The 14,772-nt window shown below is 65.7% G+C and carries 10 protein-coding genes, 1 tRNA gene and 1 pseudogene; 3 read left to right on the top strand and 9 right to left on the bottom strand.

Going from position 1 to position 14,772, the window contains the following annotated elements:
* Window positions 1-677: 677 nt before the first annotated feature.
* Window positions 678-751, top strand: a tRNA-Ile gene (locus tag EII34_RS15460).
* 196 nt (window positions 752-947) lie between these two features.
* Here the strand turns inward: EII34_RS15460 and EII34_RS15455 are convergent.
* The 9 genes and pseudogenes from EII34_RS15455 to EII34_RS16855 form a co-directional block, all read right to left on the bottom strand.
* Window positions 948-1,826, bottom strand: coding sequence for a DUF3566 domain-containing protein (locus EII34_RS15455; RefSeq protein WP_185711390.1), 879 nt, complete (start codon window positions 1,824-1,826; stop codon window positions 948-950).
* A 40-nt stretch (window positions 1,827-1,866) separates the two neighbouring features.
* Window positions 1,867-4,425, bottom strand: a complete 2,559-nt coding sequence (gyrA, locus tag EII34_RS15450) for a DNA gyrase subunit A (RefSeq protein ID WP_395858099.1) — start codon at window positions 4,423-4,425, stop codon at window positions 1,867-1,869.
* A 94-nt stretch (window positions 4,426-4,519) separates the two neighbouring features.
* Window positions 4,520-6,484, bottom strand: a pseudogene (gene gyrB / locus EII34_RS15445) (DNA topoisomerase (ATP-hydrolyzing) subunit B); the annotation flags it as partial.
* 297 nt (window positions 6,485-6,781) lie between these two features.
* A complete protein-coding gene (locus tag EII34_RS15440) occupies window positions 6,782-7,408 on the bottom strand; it encodes a hypothetical protein (protein WP_124846064.1) in 627 nt (208 codons plus the stop codon).
* Between the two features lie 11 nt (window positions 7,409-7,419).
* Window positions 7,420-8,265 carry a polyphosphate--glucose phosphotransferase gene (gene ppgK / locus EII34_RS15435; RefSeq protein WP_124846063.1) on the bottom strand — a complete coding sequence of 282 codons (846 nt, stop codon included), beginning with the start codon at window positions 8,263-8,265 and terminating at the stop codon, window positions 7,420-7,422.
* Window positions 8,266-8,276: 11 nt separating this feature from the next.
* On the bottom strand, window positions 8,277-10,712 hold the full coding sequence (locus tag EII34_RS15430) for a glycyl radical protein (protein WP_124846062.1): 2,436 nt from the start codon (window positions 10,710-10,712) through the stop codon (window positions 8,277-8,279).
* 23 nt (window positions 10,713-10,735) lie between these two features.
* Window positions 10,736-11,512 (bottom strand): DeoR/GlpR family DNA-binding transcription regulator, encoded by a 777-nt coding sequence (locus EII34_RS15425; protein ID WP_124846061.1) that lies wholly within the window; start codon window positions 11,510-11,512, stop codon window positions 10,736-10,738.
* Window positions 11,513-11,675: 163 nt separating this feature from the next.
* On the bottom strand, window positions 11,676-12,740 hold the full coding sequence (locus EII34_RS15420) for a MafI family immunity protein (RefSeq protein ID WP_124846060.1): 1,065 nt from the start codon (window positions 12,738-12,740) through the stop codon (window positions 11,676-11,678).
* A gap of 745 nt (window positions 12,741-13,485) precedes the next feature.
* Window positions 13,486-13,776, bottom strand: a complete 291-nt coding sequence (locus tag EII34_RS16855; protein WP_124846059.1) for a DUF3027 domain-containing protein — start codon at window positions 13,774-13,776, stop codon at window positions 13,486-13,488.
* A gap of 367 nt (window positions 13,777-14,143) precedes the next feature.
* On the opposite strand from EII34_RS16855, the gene EII34_RS16650 reads away from it, so the two are divergent.
* A complete protein-coding gene (locus tag EII34_RS16650) occupies window positions 14,144-14,509 on the top strand; it encodes a transposase family protein (RefSeq protein WP_260425196.1) in 366 nt (121 codons plus the stop codon).
* A partial coding sequence (locus EII34_RS16645) for a transposase family protein (RefSeq protein WP_311767294.1) occupies window positions 14,484-14,772 on the top strand: 289 nt, incomplete at its 3' end. The genes EII34_RS16650 and EII34_RS16645, both read left to right, overlap by 26 nt.

Below are 14,772 nucleotides of genomic sequence, written 5' to 3'. Positions count from 1 at the left end.
CAAAAAATTGGCATTGACTTAAAGCACGCTGTTGAGTTCTCAAGCTTCGGACACCAACCCACAACAGGAAGGCGACTCAAACAACTTTACCAGGTTCATCTCGCTTGTCAAATCGAGGTGATCTCGGTTCAGTTTTCCTGTCCCCCGGCGGCTGTTTCCAGCTCCGTGGGGCGAGAGAGAACATTACACACCCTTCGGCACGGATGCAAATCGGGGGTTCCGTCCCGTCGTCCAGCCCCGTTCCACGGGGGTGAACGACATGGTCACCGGCACCACGGCGTGCCACCGTGCACGACACCCGAGGAGCGTCGTGGTGACGACACTCCCCACCTGGCACGACCCACTGGCGAGGAACACCTCGACGCCACCACATGACAGGCTGTCGTTCTTCGTCGATGATTCGTGGTCAGGGGACGGCCATCGACGTGGCGGAGAGCAGGAGGCCGGGGGACGCCCTCGGGGAAGTGGTGGGCGCTGTCTCGAGGGTCGGACCCGGCACGCGCATCCGTCATGCTGGTCCTGGGACAGCGGACGTCACGGACCGGGTCGAACCCGCTGAGGAGTCAGGAGGTCGACGGAGCCCACCGGGGCGATCCCGGCCGACTGCGTCCAACCGCGCTCACCCTGAGTTGAAGCCGTCGCGACCTGTGCGCTAGAGTTGCGGCTCGTTGCACCACGGGCCTATAGCTCAGGCGGTTAGAGCGCATCCCTGATAAGGATGAGGTCGCTGGTTCAAGTCCAGCTAGGCCCACACCCACCCCGGCACCTCGCCGGGGTTCTTCCTTTTCACGCCCTCCCGACACCGGGTGCCGAAGACACACAGCAACGCCACCAGCCCCGACGAGACCTCGGGCCGAGATGGTCGGTGAAGGTGCGGCGGGGTCTGATCGACGACGATGGCCGTGAACCACCGGGTGGTTCACGGCCATCGTCGTCGATCAGACCTCTCAGTCCTCGGCCAGGGTGATCTCCAGCCCACCGAGCACCGTCGCCGCCAGGTTGTACAGGAAGGCGAACAGCGTCGCCACGGCCGTCAGGATCACCACGTCCACCGCCGCCAGCAACGTCACCAGACCCACCACACGTCCCGAGTTGATGTAGTCCTGGATCGAGAACTTGGTGTTGGCGTCACCGATCAACTGGTTCATCGTCGAGTTCACCGAGTCCAACGCACCCGAGCTCTCGATCACCTGCCACAGCACCGCCGTGATCACCACCAGGATGATCCCGAACGCGATGGAGAACAGGAACGCCGTCTTCATCACCGACCACGGGTCGATCCGCGACAACCTGAGCCGCGCCTTCCGGGTCTTGCGACCCCCACCCTTCGTGGTCTCCGTCGACTTCCCGTCCTTGGAGCCCGCCCCGTCCTTGACCGGCTTCTGCACCGACGACGAGCCGGAGCCATCCGGGGCCGGCAGCGGCGCCAGCGGAGCAGCCGTCGGGGCCGAGGACGCCCACATCGACGCGGCGCTCTGCGCACCCGCACCAGCAGGGGCGGGTGCCGCAGCGGGCTCAGTCTTGACCTGCTGCGCCGCACTCGACGGCGACTGCGGGGCGACCTGCTGTTGCTGCGGCTTGCCCTGCGGCTTCTGCTGCGGTTTCTGACCCTGCTGGCCTTGCTGACCCTGCTGGGGCCCGCCCTTCTGGGGTGGTCCCTGCTTGCCCTTGTCCTGCTTCGCAGCAGGCAGCTTCGTGGTCGCCGGGGCCTGCTTCAGGTTCGTCGTCGCAGCCGCCTCAGCCTTGGCCGGGGCCGCCGCCTGCTTCTGCTGCTGCGTCCTGGCCTGGTTGCGCTGCTTGCGCGACCCCTTGGGGGCGAAACTCACGCCAGGCTTTCCGTCCGGCCCAGGCCATTGGGGGTCCTTGTCACTCATCCCCGGTCACCTCCTCGGCCGAACCGGCCTCGTCGTTCGCTGTCCCAGCCACCGTACCCGCTTCCACAGGGGAATCCGCAACCTCGTCCGAGGAATCCCCGGCATCCGGGTACAACGCGATCGCCGCGACCGAATCCTCGCCCCGAACACCCACGAACTTCACCCCCATCGTGTCCCTCCCCTTCACGGGGACGTCCACGACGGCGGACCGCGCCACCTGGCCGGAGGTCTTGATCGAGATCACCTCGTCGCCCTCCGCGACGATGAGCCCACCCACCAGCGAGCCACGGTCGTCGGTCAGCCGCATCGCCTTGATGCCCAACCCGCCACGGCCCTGCTGACGGTACTGCTCGACGGCGGTGCGCTTGGCGAACCCACCATCGGTGACGGTGAACACGAACTGCCCCGCCAGATCGGCATCCCCACCGAGGATCGCCATGCTGAGCAACTCGTCGTCACCCCTGAACCGCATCCCCGTCACACCGGAGGTGGCACGCCCCATCGGGCGCAGCTGGTCGTCGGAAGCCTGGAACCGGATGGCCTGACCCTTCCTGGAGATCAGCAGCACGTCGTCGTCCGACGAGCACAGCGCGGCCCCGATCAGCTCATCGCCCTCCTCACGGAAGTTGATCGCGATCACCCCTGCCTGACGCGGCGAGTCGTAGGCCGACAGGGCGGTCTTCTTCACGAAACCCCTGCGGGTGGCCAACACCAGGTACGGGGCGTCGTCGTAGCTGCGCAGCGTCATCACCTGCGCGATGTGCTCATCCGGCAGGAACGACAGCAGACCCGCGACGTGCCCACCCTTCGCGTCCCGGCCAGCCTCCGGCAGCTGCCAGATCTTCGCCCGGTACACCCGCCCCAGGTTGGTGAAGAACAGCAGCCACTCGTGGTTGGTGGCCTTGAACAGGTGCGCCACCTCGTCGTCGGCCCTGAGCGTCGCGCCACGGACCCCCTTGCCACCGCGCTTCTGCACCCGGTACTGGTCGGCCCGGGTGCGCTTGGCGTAGCCGCCGTGCGTGATGGTCACCACCACGTCCTCGTCGGCGATGAAGTCCTCCTCCGAGAAGTCCCCGTCCGCCGCGACGATGCGGGTGCGCCGCTCGTCGCCGTACTTGTCGGTGATCTCCTGCAGTTCCGACCCGACGATCCCACGCTGGCGCTCCTCGGAGGCCAGGATGTCCTTCAGGTCCGCGATCAGGCGCTCGATCTCCGCCAGACGGTCGATGATCTTCTGGATCTCCATCGACGCCAGCCGCCGCAGCTGCTGGTCCAGGATGAAGCGGGCCTGCAGCTCATCGATGCCCAGCAGCTCCTGCAGCCCGAGCGAGGCCTCCTCGGCCGTGCGCGAGGCCCGGATCAGCGCGATCACCTCGTCCAGCATGTTGAGCGCCTTGACCAGCCCCCGGTCCAGGTGGGCCCGCTTCTCCGCATCCGCCAGCTGGAACGCGGTCCGGCGACGGATCACCTCCATCTGGTGCTTGATCCACAGCGAGATGAACTGGTCCAGACGCAGCGTGCGCGGCACGTCGTCGACCAGCGCCAGCATGTTGCAGCCGAAGGTGTCCTGCAGCGCGGTGTGCTTGTACAGGTTGTTCATCACCACGCGCGGCTGGGCGTCACGCTTCAGCACGATCACCAGGCGCAGCCCGGTGCGCGCCGAGGTGTCGTCGCGGATGTCGGCGATGCCGGTGAGGCGACCCGAGTTGACCAGCTCCGCGATCTTCGTCGCCAGGTTGTCCGGGTTGCACATGTAGGGCAGCTGCGTGATGGCGATGAGCTGCCGCCCCGAGGAGTCCTCCTCCAGGTCCATCACCGCCCGCATCACCACCGAACCACGACCGGTGCGGTAGGCGTCCTCGATGCCCTGACGACCGACGATGAGGCCACCGCCCGGGAAGTCCGGCCCCTGGATCCGCTGCATCGCGGCCTCCAGCAGCTCCTCCTTCGTCGCGTCGGGGTGGGCCAGCGCCCACTGCACCGCGTCGTTGACCTCACGCAGGTTGTGGGTGGGGATGTTGGTGGCCATGCCGACGGCGATGCCGGTGGAGCCGTTGATCAGCAGGTTCGGGAACCGGGCCGGGAGCACCACCGGCTCGGTCTCCCGGTTGTCGTAGTTCGGCTTGAAGTCGACGGTGTCCTGCTCGATCTCGCGGACCATCTCCGTGGCCAACGGCGCCAGCTTGCACTCGGTGTAGCGCATCGCGGCGGCCTTGTCGTTGCCCTGGCTGCCGAAGTTGCCCTGGCCCGAGACCAACGGCAGACGCATCGCCCATGGCTGCGCCAGCCGCACCAGGGTGTCGTAGATGGCACCGTCGCCGTGCGGGTGGTACAGACCCATCACCTCACCGACGACCCGGGAGCACTTGTTCCAGCCGCGGTCGTGACGGTACCCGCCGTCCCACATCGCGTACAGGACCCGACGGTGGACCGGCTTCAACCCGTCGCGGACGTCCGGCAGGGCCCGGCCGACGATCACGGACATCGCGTAGTCGAGGTACGACTTCTGGATCTCGGTGTGGAGGTCGACGCTCTGGGTGCTGCCCTCCATCGTCGTGAGTCCCTGGGAGTCCGCCTCGACCTGCTCGTCGACCTCCGGGGTGATGTCTTCGGACACGGTGGTTCCTAACTGCTCGGGGGCGGGGTCAGATGTCCAGGAAACGGACGTCGCGGGCGTTGTGCTGGATGAAGTGGCGACGCTGCTCGACGTCCTCGCCCATGAGGATCGAGAACATCTGATCCGCGATCGCCGCGTCCTCCAGGTTGACCTGGAGCAGGATCCGTTTCGCCGGGTCCATCGTGGTCTCCCACAGGTCGTCGGCGTTCATCTCACCCAGCCCCTTGTACCGCTGGATCGGGTTGACGTTCGGCAGCTTCTTGCCCTCCGCGAGACCCGCGTCGCGCATCGCGTCGCGTTCCGCGTCGGTGTAGGCCAGCTCGTGCGGGGCGTTGGTCCACCGCAGCCGGAACAGCGGCGGCTGCGCCAGGTACACGTGCCCGGCCTCGATGAGCGGACGCATGAACCGGAACAGCAGCGTCAGCAGCAGGGTGCGGATGTGCGCGCCGTCGACGTCGGCGTCGGCCATGAGCACGATCTTGTGGTAGCGCAGCTTGTCCAGGTCGAAGTCCTCCTGGATGCCGGTGCCGAGCGCGTTGATGATGGCCTCGACCTCCTTGTTGGCCAGGATCTTGTCCAGCCGGGCCTTCTCCACGTTGAGGATCTTGCCCCGGATCGGGAGGATGGCCTGGGTCTTCGGGTCACGGCCGCCGCGCGCGGAACCACCGGCGGAGTCACCCTCGACGATGAACACCTCACAGTCCGCGGGGTTGCGGGACTGGCAGTCCACCAGCTTGCCGGGAAGCCCACCACCGCCCAGCAGCCCCTTGCGGTTGCGGGCCATGTCACGGGCCTTGCGGGCCGCGATCCGGGCCTGGGCCGCCGCCTGCGACTTGCGGATGATGTCCTTGCCCTCGTTGGGGTTGCGCTCGAACCAGTCCCCGAGCTTGTCGTTGAGGGCCTTCTGCACGAACGACTTCGCCTCGGTGTTGCCGAGCTTGGTCTTGGTCTGGCCCTCGAACTGCGGTTCGGCGATCTTGATGGACAGGATCGCGGTGAGACCCTCACGGATGTCGTCGCCGGAGACCCGGTCCTCCTTCTTCTTCACCAGGCCCCAGGTCTCACCCCAGCGGTTGACGGTGTTGGTCAGGGCCGCACGGAACCCCTCCTCGTGGGTGCCGCCCTCGTGGGTGTTGATGGTGTTGGCGAAGGTGTGGACGGAGGTGGTGTAGGAGTTGTTCCACTGCATCGCGATCTCCAGGCTCATGCCCTGGGCGTCGTCGTGGTTCTCGACGTCGATGACACTGGGGTGGATGGGCTCCCGGGACTGCGACAGGAACCTCACGTAGTCGATCAGGCCGTTGTCGTAGCGGAACGAGTCGAAACGCTGCTCCTCGTCGGCGTCCTCACCCTCACGGTCGACGGTGCGCAGATCCGTGAGCGTGATCCGCAGCCCCTTGTTGAGGAACGCCATCTCGCGGAAACGCGTGGCCAGCGTCTCGTAGTTGAAGGTCGTCGTCTCGAAGATGTCCTCGCTGGGGTAGAAGGTGATGGTGGTGCCGCGGTCCTCCGTCTCCTCCAGCGTCTTGAGGTCGTAACGGGGCACGCCGAGGTCGAAGGTCTGGGCATGACGTCGGCCGTCGCGGGAGACCTCGACGGTGAACTCCCGCGACAGCGCGTTGACCACGGATGAGCCGACACCGTGGAGACCACCGGAGACCTTGTAGCCGCCGTCGCCGAACTTGCCGCCGGCGTGGAGGACGGTCAGCACGAGGGTGACGGTGGGGATCTTCTCCACCGGGTGTTCCTTGACGGGGATGCCTCGCCCGTTGTCGGCGACCCGCACGCCCCCGCCGTCGAGCAGCGCGACGTCGATCTGGTCGCAGTGTCCGGCCAGTGCCTCGTCGACGGCGTTGTCCACGATCTCGTAGACCAGGTGGTGCAGGCCCCGCTCCCCGGTGGAACCGATGTACATGCCGGGGCGTTTGCGGACCGCCTCCAACCCCTCGAGCACCGAGATCTGCTCGGCGTCGTAGGCCGCGTCGGTGTGAGTGTTGCCCCCCTGAGCCTCCCCGGTGATGGGGTCCAGCTCGTTCGTCTGCTCGTCTGCCACGCGGCACTCCCGTCCCATGAAACAGCCGTCGGGACCCCGACGGCGATCAATCCTTGACGATCCTACCGCGAAACCGGGCCTGAGCCCACCCCTGGGACACCTTCCATTCGGCCAGAATCTGGGCCTGGACCTCTCAGCAGGGGGATGGGTGAGGACCGGTACAGCCCCGGGGTCGTCCAGGGCGCCTGAGGCGGTTTGGCGGTTCCTGCACCAGGGCATGACCGGGCGACGGCGTGGTCACAGCACCACACCGTGTGCACCCTGCGTCCTCATGTTCCGCCGCCACACCCGCGCCGAGGACGTGTGCGTCGTGATCAGCGTCGAGATGGCCAGACCCATCCCGATCAGCATCATGAGCACCAGCGGAGGGGGCGTCGGGCCGGAGTAGAGCAATGCGACGATCATGAACAGCACCAGCAGCAGCTGCAGGGCCGCGCCGATGGTCAACACGACATGTCCTCGCCCCTTGAGGTACGTGATCCCGGTGACCAGCAGCATGATGGCCGCGGCCAGGGTGATGAGGCTGTAGAGCATCACGGCCACACCTGCTTCGGCCTCGATGCGGCCCGAGCCGGTGAACGCAGCACTGCTGCCGAACAGCATCAGGAGCCCGAACGGCAGCCCGAGGCTCCCACCGATGATCCCGAGCACCGACGCAGCCGTCGCACTGCCCGGACGCTCCGGGGCGGCGACGAACCCTGTGGGAATCGTCCCCGGATACATCCCGGGCTGCGGCCAGGGCGGCTGTGGACCAACGGGAGGGATCGGCTGGGCCCCGACGAACGGTGGGGGCGCAGAGGCCTGGGGCGGCGTCGCGGGCTGGAAGTCGGGCCGCCCGGAGCCCGGATCGGGAGGAATGGTCATACCTCATCCTCTCAGGTGCACGGCATCCCCTGACCATTGCCGTTCACGATCAGCTCCGCTGCGAGATCCTGTCGGCAACTGATCCGCACCGGACACGGGGCCACCTCGGTGAGGGCGTCGGCCGCCGCCAGGGCCGCACCGACGATCCCGCCGTCGTTGAACCGCGACGCCGCGACCAGCGGGGTGCGGGTCGAGAGCAGCGGGAAGAATCGTTTCGAGGCCGCCGAGACACCCCCGCCGATGACGATCAGCCCAGGCCACAGCAGGTCCTCCAGGTACCTGAGGTAGGCCTGCAACCTGGCCGACCAGGCCTCCCAGGTCAGCTGCTCACGTTCCCGGGCCACCGAACACGCCCAGAAGCAGGCGTTGTGGCCCTCCACCACCAGGTGTCCCAGCTCCGTGTTCGGCATCAGCACGCCGTCGATGAGCACCGCCGTGCCGATCCCGGTCCCCAGTGTCACGACGACCACCACGCCGGGCTGACCGGCCGCCGCCCCGATCCGTGCCTCGACCAGCCCCACCGCGTCGGCGTCGTTGAGCACGACGACGGCGCGTCCGGTCGCCTCCGACAGCAGGGACACCACGTCCACACCGATCCACGACGGGTCGATGTTCGCGGCCGTGCGCACCCTGCCCGCGGCATCCACGACCGCAGGCACCGTCACCCCGATCCGGTTGGCCCGGCAGCACCCGCAGTCGCCGATCACCTGCGCGACGGCGGCCGCCACGTCTGAGGGCCTGGCCCCGGCCGGGGTGCCGATCACGTGGCGGGGCCCGACGAGGTGACCGGCATCAAGGTCCACGCACGCGGCCTTGATACCGGTCCCGCCGATGTCGATCCCGAAGGCGAGCCGCATCGGCCCTCAGCTCACAGCGTCTGCTCGGTCCTGGCGATGATGTCGTCCTGGGTGGCCTTGCTCAGCACGTTGAAGAACGCGCTGTAGCCCGCCACCCGGACGATGAGGTCACGGTACCGCTCCGGGTGCGCCTGCGCGTCCAGCAGCGTCTCGCGGCTCACCACGTTGTACTGCACGTGGAATCCCTCCAGACGGTTGAAGAAGGTACGCAGCAGCATCACCAGCTTGCGACGGTCCTGGTCCTTCATCAGCATCTGCGGGTTGACCTTCTGGTTCAGCAGCACCCCGCCCGTGATGGCGTGCGTCGGGAGCTTGCCCACACTCTTGAACACCGCCGTCGGGCCGTTCACGTCCGAGCCGTGCGCAGGGGAGCAGCCCTCCGCCAACGGCACCCCCGCGTTGCGGCCGTCCGGGGTCGCCGCGGTGGAGGCACCCTGGGGGACGTTCGCGGAGATCGACGAGGTGCCCGCGTAGTAGGTGCCGCCGATCGGGCCCCGCCCGTAGCGGGTGTTGCGGCTGGCCAGGATCTCGTCGATGGCGATGTCGTAGGCGTCAACCAGCAGGGAATCGACGTAGTCGTCGTCGTTGCCGTACTTCGGGGCGGCGTGGAGCAGCGCCTGGATCTCCTTGCCGCGCACGCCGGAGAAGTCGTTCTGCAGCGCGTCCCACAGCTCAGTCGTGGTGATGGTGCGGTCCTCGAACACGCACTTCTTGATGGCGGCCAACGAGTCACCGAGGTTGGCGATGCCGACCTGCAGTCCGGAGACGAAGTCGTAGACCGCACCGCCCTCCTTGATGGGCTTGCCACGCCCGATGCAGTCCTCGGTCAGCGCCGAGCACAGGATGTCCGCGACGTTCTCCTCCAGCGCGGTGTCGGCGGCGGCGTCGAGGATGACGCACTGGCGCTGCAGCTCCCTGACGGTGACCTCCCAGGCCTGCATCACCTCGTCGAAGCTCTCCATCTGCGTGAAGTGCTTCGTGCCCGGGGTCAGGCGGGTGCCGGTCTTCGGGTCCACACCGTCGTTCATGGCGATGAGCAGCGTCTTCATGAAGTTGAGGAAGCTCATCCCGGTGCAGCGGTAGCCCCACTTGCCGGGCACCGCCACCTCGACGCAGCCGATGGCGGAGAAGTTGTAGGCGTCCTCCTTGGTGACCCCCTTCTCGATGAGCGACGGGATGATGACCTCGTCGCTGTTGAGTGCCGGCATCCCGAAGCCGAGCCGCATCACCTCGACGCACTCCAGCATGAACTCGTCGGAGATGCCCTTGTGGTAGCGGACGGTGAGGTTGGGCTGCGGCAGCTTCGTCTGTGCGACGGATTTCAGCACCAGCCAGGAGGTGGGGTTGACCGCATCCTGCCCATCGACGGTCTGGCCACCGACGGTGACGTTCTGGTAGAGCGGACCGCCGGCGGAGAAGCGGGTGTGCGACCAGCCACGGATCTTCGCCACCGTGATGGTCTTCAGCCACAGGTTGGTCAGCAGCTCGACCGCCTGGTCCTCGGTGATGCGTCCGGCGGCCAGGTCGGCCTCGTAGAACGGGTTGACGTACTGATCGAACCGCCCGTAGGACAGGGAGTGTCCGTTGGACTCGATCTGCAGGGCCAGCTGCACCAGCCACACCGACTGCACGGCCTCGTGGAAGGTGGTCGCGGGATGCTCGGGAACCAGACGCAGGATCTGGGCCATCCCGGTGAGCTCGGCGCGACGTGCGTCGTCGACCTCGGTGCCGGCCAACTCGTCGGCCAGGTCCGCGTAGCGGTGCGCGAAGGCGATGACCGCCTCCAGGGTGATGATGATGGCGCGGTAGAAGTAGGACTTCTTCAGCGCGCCGGGCTCGGCGAGGTCGAGGGTGTCGAGCTGCTCCTTGGTACGGGCGATGTATCCCGCCAGGCCCTCGGTCAGCACCCGCTGGTAGTTGACGGCGATGTGGGCGTCGCCGGAGGTGATGTTGCCCTCGGGGTGGATCAGGCCGAGGTCGTAGAAGACGCGGCTGGCCGGGGGCATGAGCGCCAGGCCCCGGTCCTTCAGGGTGTTGTTCTCCCAGTAGGGGGCGATGTCGCGCAGCTGCTGCTTGACCTGTTCGGTGATGGTGAAGCGGTCACCGGGACGCTTGTCGAACTCGTCGAGCTCGGCGATCACCCAGTCCATCGCGTACTCCGGCATGATCGGGGCGGCACGGTTGGCGGAGGCCTGGTTCCCTGCGATGAGGGTGGCGGGCTCGATGTAGATGCTCATGTTCCGCAGCACCTTGTCCACCATGAGGGCGCGACGCAGCACCATCGGCTCGTGCTGGTGCTCCTTGTAGGCCTCGGTGGTGAGCACGGCCCGTTCCGCACACACCGACGGGGTGGTCTCCATGAGCTGCTCACGCCAGGCGGCCATGCGGGGGGTGAGGGTGCCGAAGTGGGGGGTCGTGGTGGTCGGGCGGTTCTCGGTGACGGTCATCAGGACTCCTTGCAGGGTTGGGGTCAGGTTCTGGGATCGGTGGGGGTGTCGGCCGGCACCTTGACCAGCGTGACTCCGGCGTCGGTGAGGTGGGTCTGGATGGGTGTCGGCAGACGGTCGTCGGTGTAGAGGGTGTGGACCTCGGTGGCGGCGACGAGCCGGACCGCCCCGAGACGGGGGAACTTCAACGACTCGGTGAGCACGACGAGTTGCTCGGCCTGGGCGGCCATCGCGCGGACCATCTCGGCGCGCTGCAGGTTCTTGGCGGTGAACCCGGACTCCTCGGTGTAGCCGTCGACCCCGATGAAGAGTTTGCCCACGAAGAAGTTCTTCGCGGCGGCGACGGCGAGGGGACCGACGCAGACCTGCGAGTCGGCCTGGTAGTTGCCGCCGAGCAGCACCGTCCTCGACGACGGCTGGCGGCGGGTGTAGTCGGCGATGAAGGCGGAGTTGGTGATGACGGTGATGTCGCGGCCCGTCTCGAACAGGGTGCGGGCCAGCAGGGCGCAGGAGGAGCCGGACTCGATCATGACGGTCTCGCCGTCAGCCACGCTCTCGGCGGCGCGGCGGGCGATGCGGCGCTTGATGTCGTGGTGCTGGGCCAGCCGGGAGAGCATGTGGTCCTCGGAGGCGGCCACCGCGTAGCCGTGCTCGCGGCGGAGCAGGCCGTCGCGTTCCAGGCGGTCGAGGTTCTTGCGGATGGTGACGGCGGACACGGCCATCATGGCCGCCAGCTCGGCCACGTCGGCCCGCTGGTTGTCCATGACGTATTCAAGGATCCGGTTCTGCATCTCAGACATGCCGAGTCTCCTCAGTCGGAAGCCACCCTGCCGTCTCGAGCATAGTCAACACGACTAGAGGTTTCAAGTGAAACCTGAAACTTTTTGTTCCGAAACCTCTACGGTGGGGACGCCCCCTCAGCGGCCCTCGACGGCGGGCGGGTCCAAGGGCCGTCGAGCGGGATCAGTACCCGGTCATCGAACGCAACCGGCTGGCGAGACGGCCGTGGAGGACGGCACGTGCATCAGGTTCCTCACCAAGGCCCAGCTCACGACGTACCTCGACGAGGGTCCTGCCCAGGGTGGCTTGGCTGTCGGCGGGGATGACGTACCCCGGTGGACGGTAGAAATCGTCGTTCCACGGGTCAACTCCGAAGGACTCTGCACAGCTTCGAAGCATGTCGTTGGTGAAACGTTCATCCTGGTGCGGGTGGTTGTAGCAGGCGGTGTCCTCGAAGGGTTGCGGTTCACCGTGGTGATCGAAGACCCAGGAGCGGGTGGAGCTCTCGATCACTGCGACACGGCGGGCAACGCCCCTTGGGGCCTGTGGGTCGAGCACGAAGAAGTGCCGCTCACCGTGACTGACCCGTGGCGATGACCGGGGCGGGATGGATCTGACGACGAAGCCTGCGACATCGAGACGGCGTACCAGCCCAACAGCGGTTGTGACGACCCCTGTTCCTTCGACCGCTCCGTCGAAAACCGCGGTCCATTCCGGGGTGGTGGTTGCGGTGATGAGAACCGGTGCCTCGCCTGAGGCGTGCAGGGGTTCGAGCGCCAGGAGGTGGTCCCGGAGCCCACCGGTGCTCAGGGTTCGAACCCGTCGGTTGAAGAAGCCCCTCCGGTACCGGGGGAAGGCGTGCAGCACCTGCTCGAGGGGAGCTCGGAGGAACCCGATGGTGTAGGTGAGTGGCTCCAGCTCACCGTCGAGGAGTCGGGGTGGATCATCATTGCCCCCATGGTCGTCCCGGTTGGGAGGAGGGTCGGGCCAAAAGCACAACTGATGTTTCCGGATCTCGAAGAAGTGGCCCAGTCGGTTGAGCTCATGCTTCTCCTCAGGAGACGGGGTGATCTCCTGGTCGTACAGGAATTCGAGCAGGAACTCCAGGCCCAGACCTTCCTCTCCGTGTTGAAGGAGGTCCCGAACGGTCACGACTGAGTCCGAGGACAGCCGTGATGACAGCTGGTCCACCATCTCCTCGAGGGCGCGGACCATCGCAGCAGTACGCCTGAACGTGCTGAAGTTCATGTCGAGTGATCCTACGGACTGGCTCAACCTGAAGCGCCACTCGACCCCTGTGGTCACAGCGGCGGGAGGGATCAGTGATACCTGGGCCGCAGCTGTGGTGCCGCCATGTCAGGCCTTCATCGCATCCCGACAGCGTTGAAACGAGTGGACAGGTTGGCCAGGGGATCGATGCAACCCGTGGAGGCTCAGGGCGTTGTTCATCGCGGGCTGAGCCAGTCTCTTCGCCCCGCTGGTCGAGCCGGACCGCGAGCGCCAGCGAGCAGTCCGTGACGAGACCTGGTGACTGTGGGCAGTGACTCTCACTGGGTTATGAGGGTGGTGTCCGCCGATGCCCTTGGCCTCGTGGACGGTGATCGAGGGCGGATCAAGTTGAACTCCGACCTGACCCAGCAGCTTGGCCCCCGAGGCAGGATTCGGGCCATGGCATAGGGGGTTGTTCACGACAACACCTCTGCCGACAAAATGCCTAGTCAAAGAAGTTTCGAGGCGGGTCGCGTGAATAATGCCCTTTAGTGGCTCTTGTCTTCTTGTTTTGTGTTATAGGCCTGTGGGGCAATGTTGGGCGAAGGGGCAATTGAAAAGATTTTAAATGTCTTGCCGCTCTCTCGATTGCTGGAGGCGTCTAGTATGATTTCGCGTGAAAAGTTATGCTGTGGTTTGAATTTCGGTGCGCTTGATTCAATAAGATTCGCCCTAGAGGGGGTTAAAGTGCTCCTGGCCGGGTTCGTTGTTCTCGGAATTAACCTTAAGATCGCCGTTGCTGCTCCGTGATCGAGAATCGCTGTGGCGTGCGCCAGCCTGCTGGGTCCTCCTTGAAATCTGTGCACCCGTCGTGCTCGTACATCGCGACGCGGTCGAATTGTGATTCAGGGTTTGAGCAGACTCCCCAATCTGCTCCGAAAACGCCTGCCAGTGGTATCCAAAAGCAACAGCCTCCGCACTGTTCCCAAGCCCATGAATCTGCGTAGTTGGGGTCATCGCCACCCCGGTTCATTCTCTTGATCCAGCGTTGATGAATCGTGTTTTTTTCGCTCATTTACTCTCCTTCTAGGATGCGAATAGCTGTGTTCAGTGATTTTATTCGTGAGTCGATGGTTACAGCGTTGGAGCCAAAACCGCCATCAAGATCATGGTCGACATCGCGTGTAAGGGCGTTATTCACGAGGGCTATTTGCGCGTCTAAAGCACTCCCTTGATGGGGCGTCGACTGTTTCCTGAGAGAATGGGTATTGGAAAATGTCCGTATCTCTCGAGGAAGCAGTCGATGCGTCACGATTCTACTACAGGTCTCCCGGTGGATGTGATCCAGGAGATCGTGGCCCGGGTCTGGGACGTCGCCCAAGGTCGAGGACTTGACTTCACCCGCCACAAGACCGCTCTATCGGCAGGTCGTGATCTGTCTGATGCTCCTGAGACAGAACATGTCCCAGATGGTGATCGCTGACCTAGTCGGGGTGTCCCAGCCCACAATCTGCCGGATCTGGCGAAGGAACATCGAGATCCTGGAGACGGTGCTGGTGTTCACCAGTGGCGGCCTGACCGAAGCGATCCAGCAGGGACACCTCCTGCTGGTCGATGGAACCTACATCCCGACCGGGAGCCGCCCAGCAAGCGGGCAAGGGGCTGCGAACCACTCCGGGAAACGGAAGCTCCAGTGCCCGGGCATCCAGGTCGCAGCCACCGACCGGGGATGCCTCGCGGGTGGTCTCCGAGGCGTTCCCTGGTGCCCGTCACGACGCCAGGGTGATCCAGGAATGCGGCTGGAGTGACCTCCTCGCCGAAGCGAAGGCCTGCTGGATCGCTGACACCGCCTACACTGCCACCACCGCCCTCACCCCGGTCAAGAAGAAACCCAACCACCCCAGAGCCGAGTGGGAGAAACAATTCAACAAGACCATCGCTGGTCTCCGCGCCAAGGTCGAACACTGCATCGCCCACCTGAAGAACTGGAAAATACTCGCCACCGGCCACCGAGGACGCCTCAACGAACTCCCCGCCATCATCCGGATCGTCACCCAACTCGAACTCCTGA

Origin of the sequence: Arachnia propionica, from assembly GCF_003859805.1 — a bacterium.
Lineage (GTDB): Bacteria > Actinomycetota > Actinomycetes > Propionibacteriales > Propionibacteriaceae > Arachnia > Arachnia propionica_C.
Note: the sequence above shows the minus strand (reverse complement) of the source record. Positions and strands in the feature narration are given on the sequence as shown.

Excerpts from the sequence above, each read along its gene's own strand:
- gyrA (WP_395858099.1), bottom strand. The coding sequence starts at position 4,425 with ATGGAGGGCAGCACCCAGAGCGTCGACCTCCACACCGAGATCCAGAAG.
- EII34_RS15425 (WP_124846061.1), bottom strand. The coding sequence starts at position 11,512 with ATGTCTGAGATGCAGAACCGGATCCTTGAATACGTCATGGACAACCAG.
- EII34_RS15420 (WP_124846060.1), bottom strand. The coding sequence starts at position 12,740 with ATGAACTTCAGCACGTTCAGGCGTACTGCTGCGATGGTCCGCGCCCTC.
- EII34_RS15440 (WP_124846064.1), bottom strand. The coding sequence starts at position 7,408 with ATGACCATTCCTCCCGATCCGGGCTCCGGGCGGCCCGACTTCCAGCCC.
- ppgK (WP_124846063.1), bottom strand. The coding sequence starts at position 8,265 with ATGCGGCTCGCCTTCGGGATCGACATCGGCGGGACCGGTATCAAGGCC.
- EII34_RS15430 (WP_124846062.1), bottom strand. The coding sequence starts at position 10,712 with ATGACCGTCACCGAGAACCGCCCGACCACCACGACCCCCCACTTCGGC.
- EII34_RS16650 (WP_260425196.1), top strand. The coding sequence starts at position 14,144 with ATGCTCCTGAGACAGAACATGTCCCAGATGGTGATCGCTGACCTAGTC.
- EII34_RS16855 (WP_124846059.1), bottom strand. The coding sequence starts at position 13,776 with ATGAGCGAAAAAAACACGATTCATCAACGCTGGATCAAGAGAATGAAC.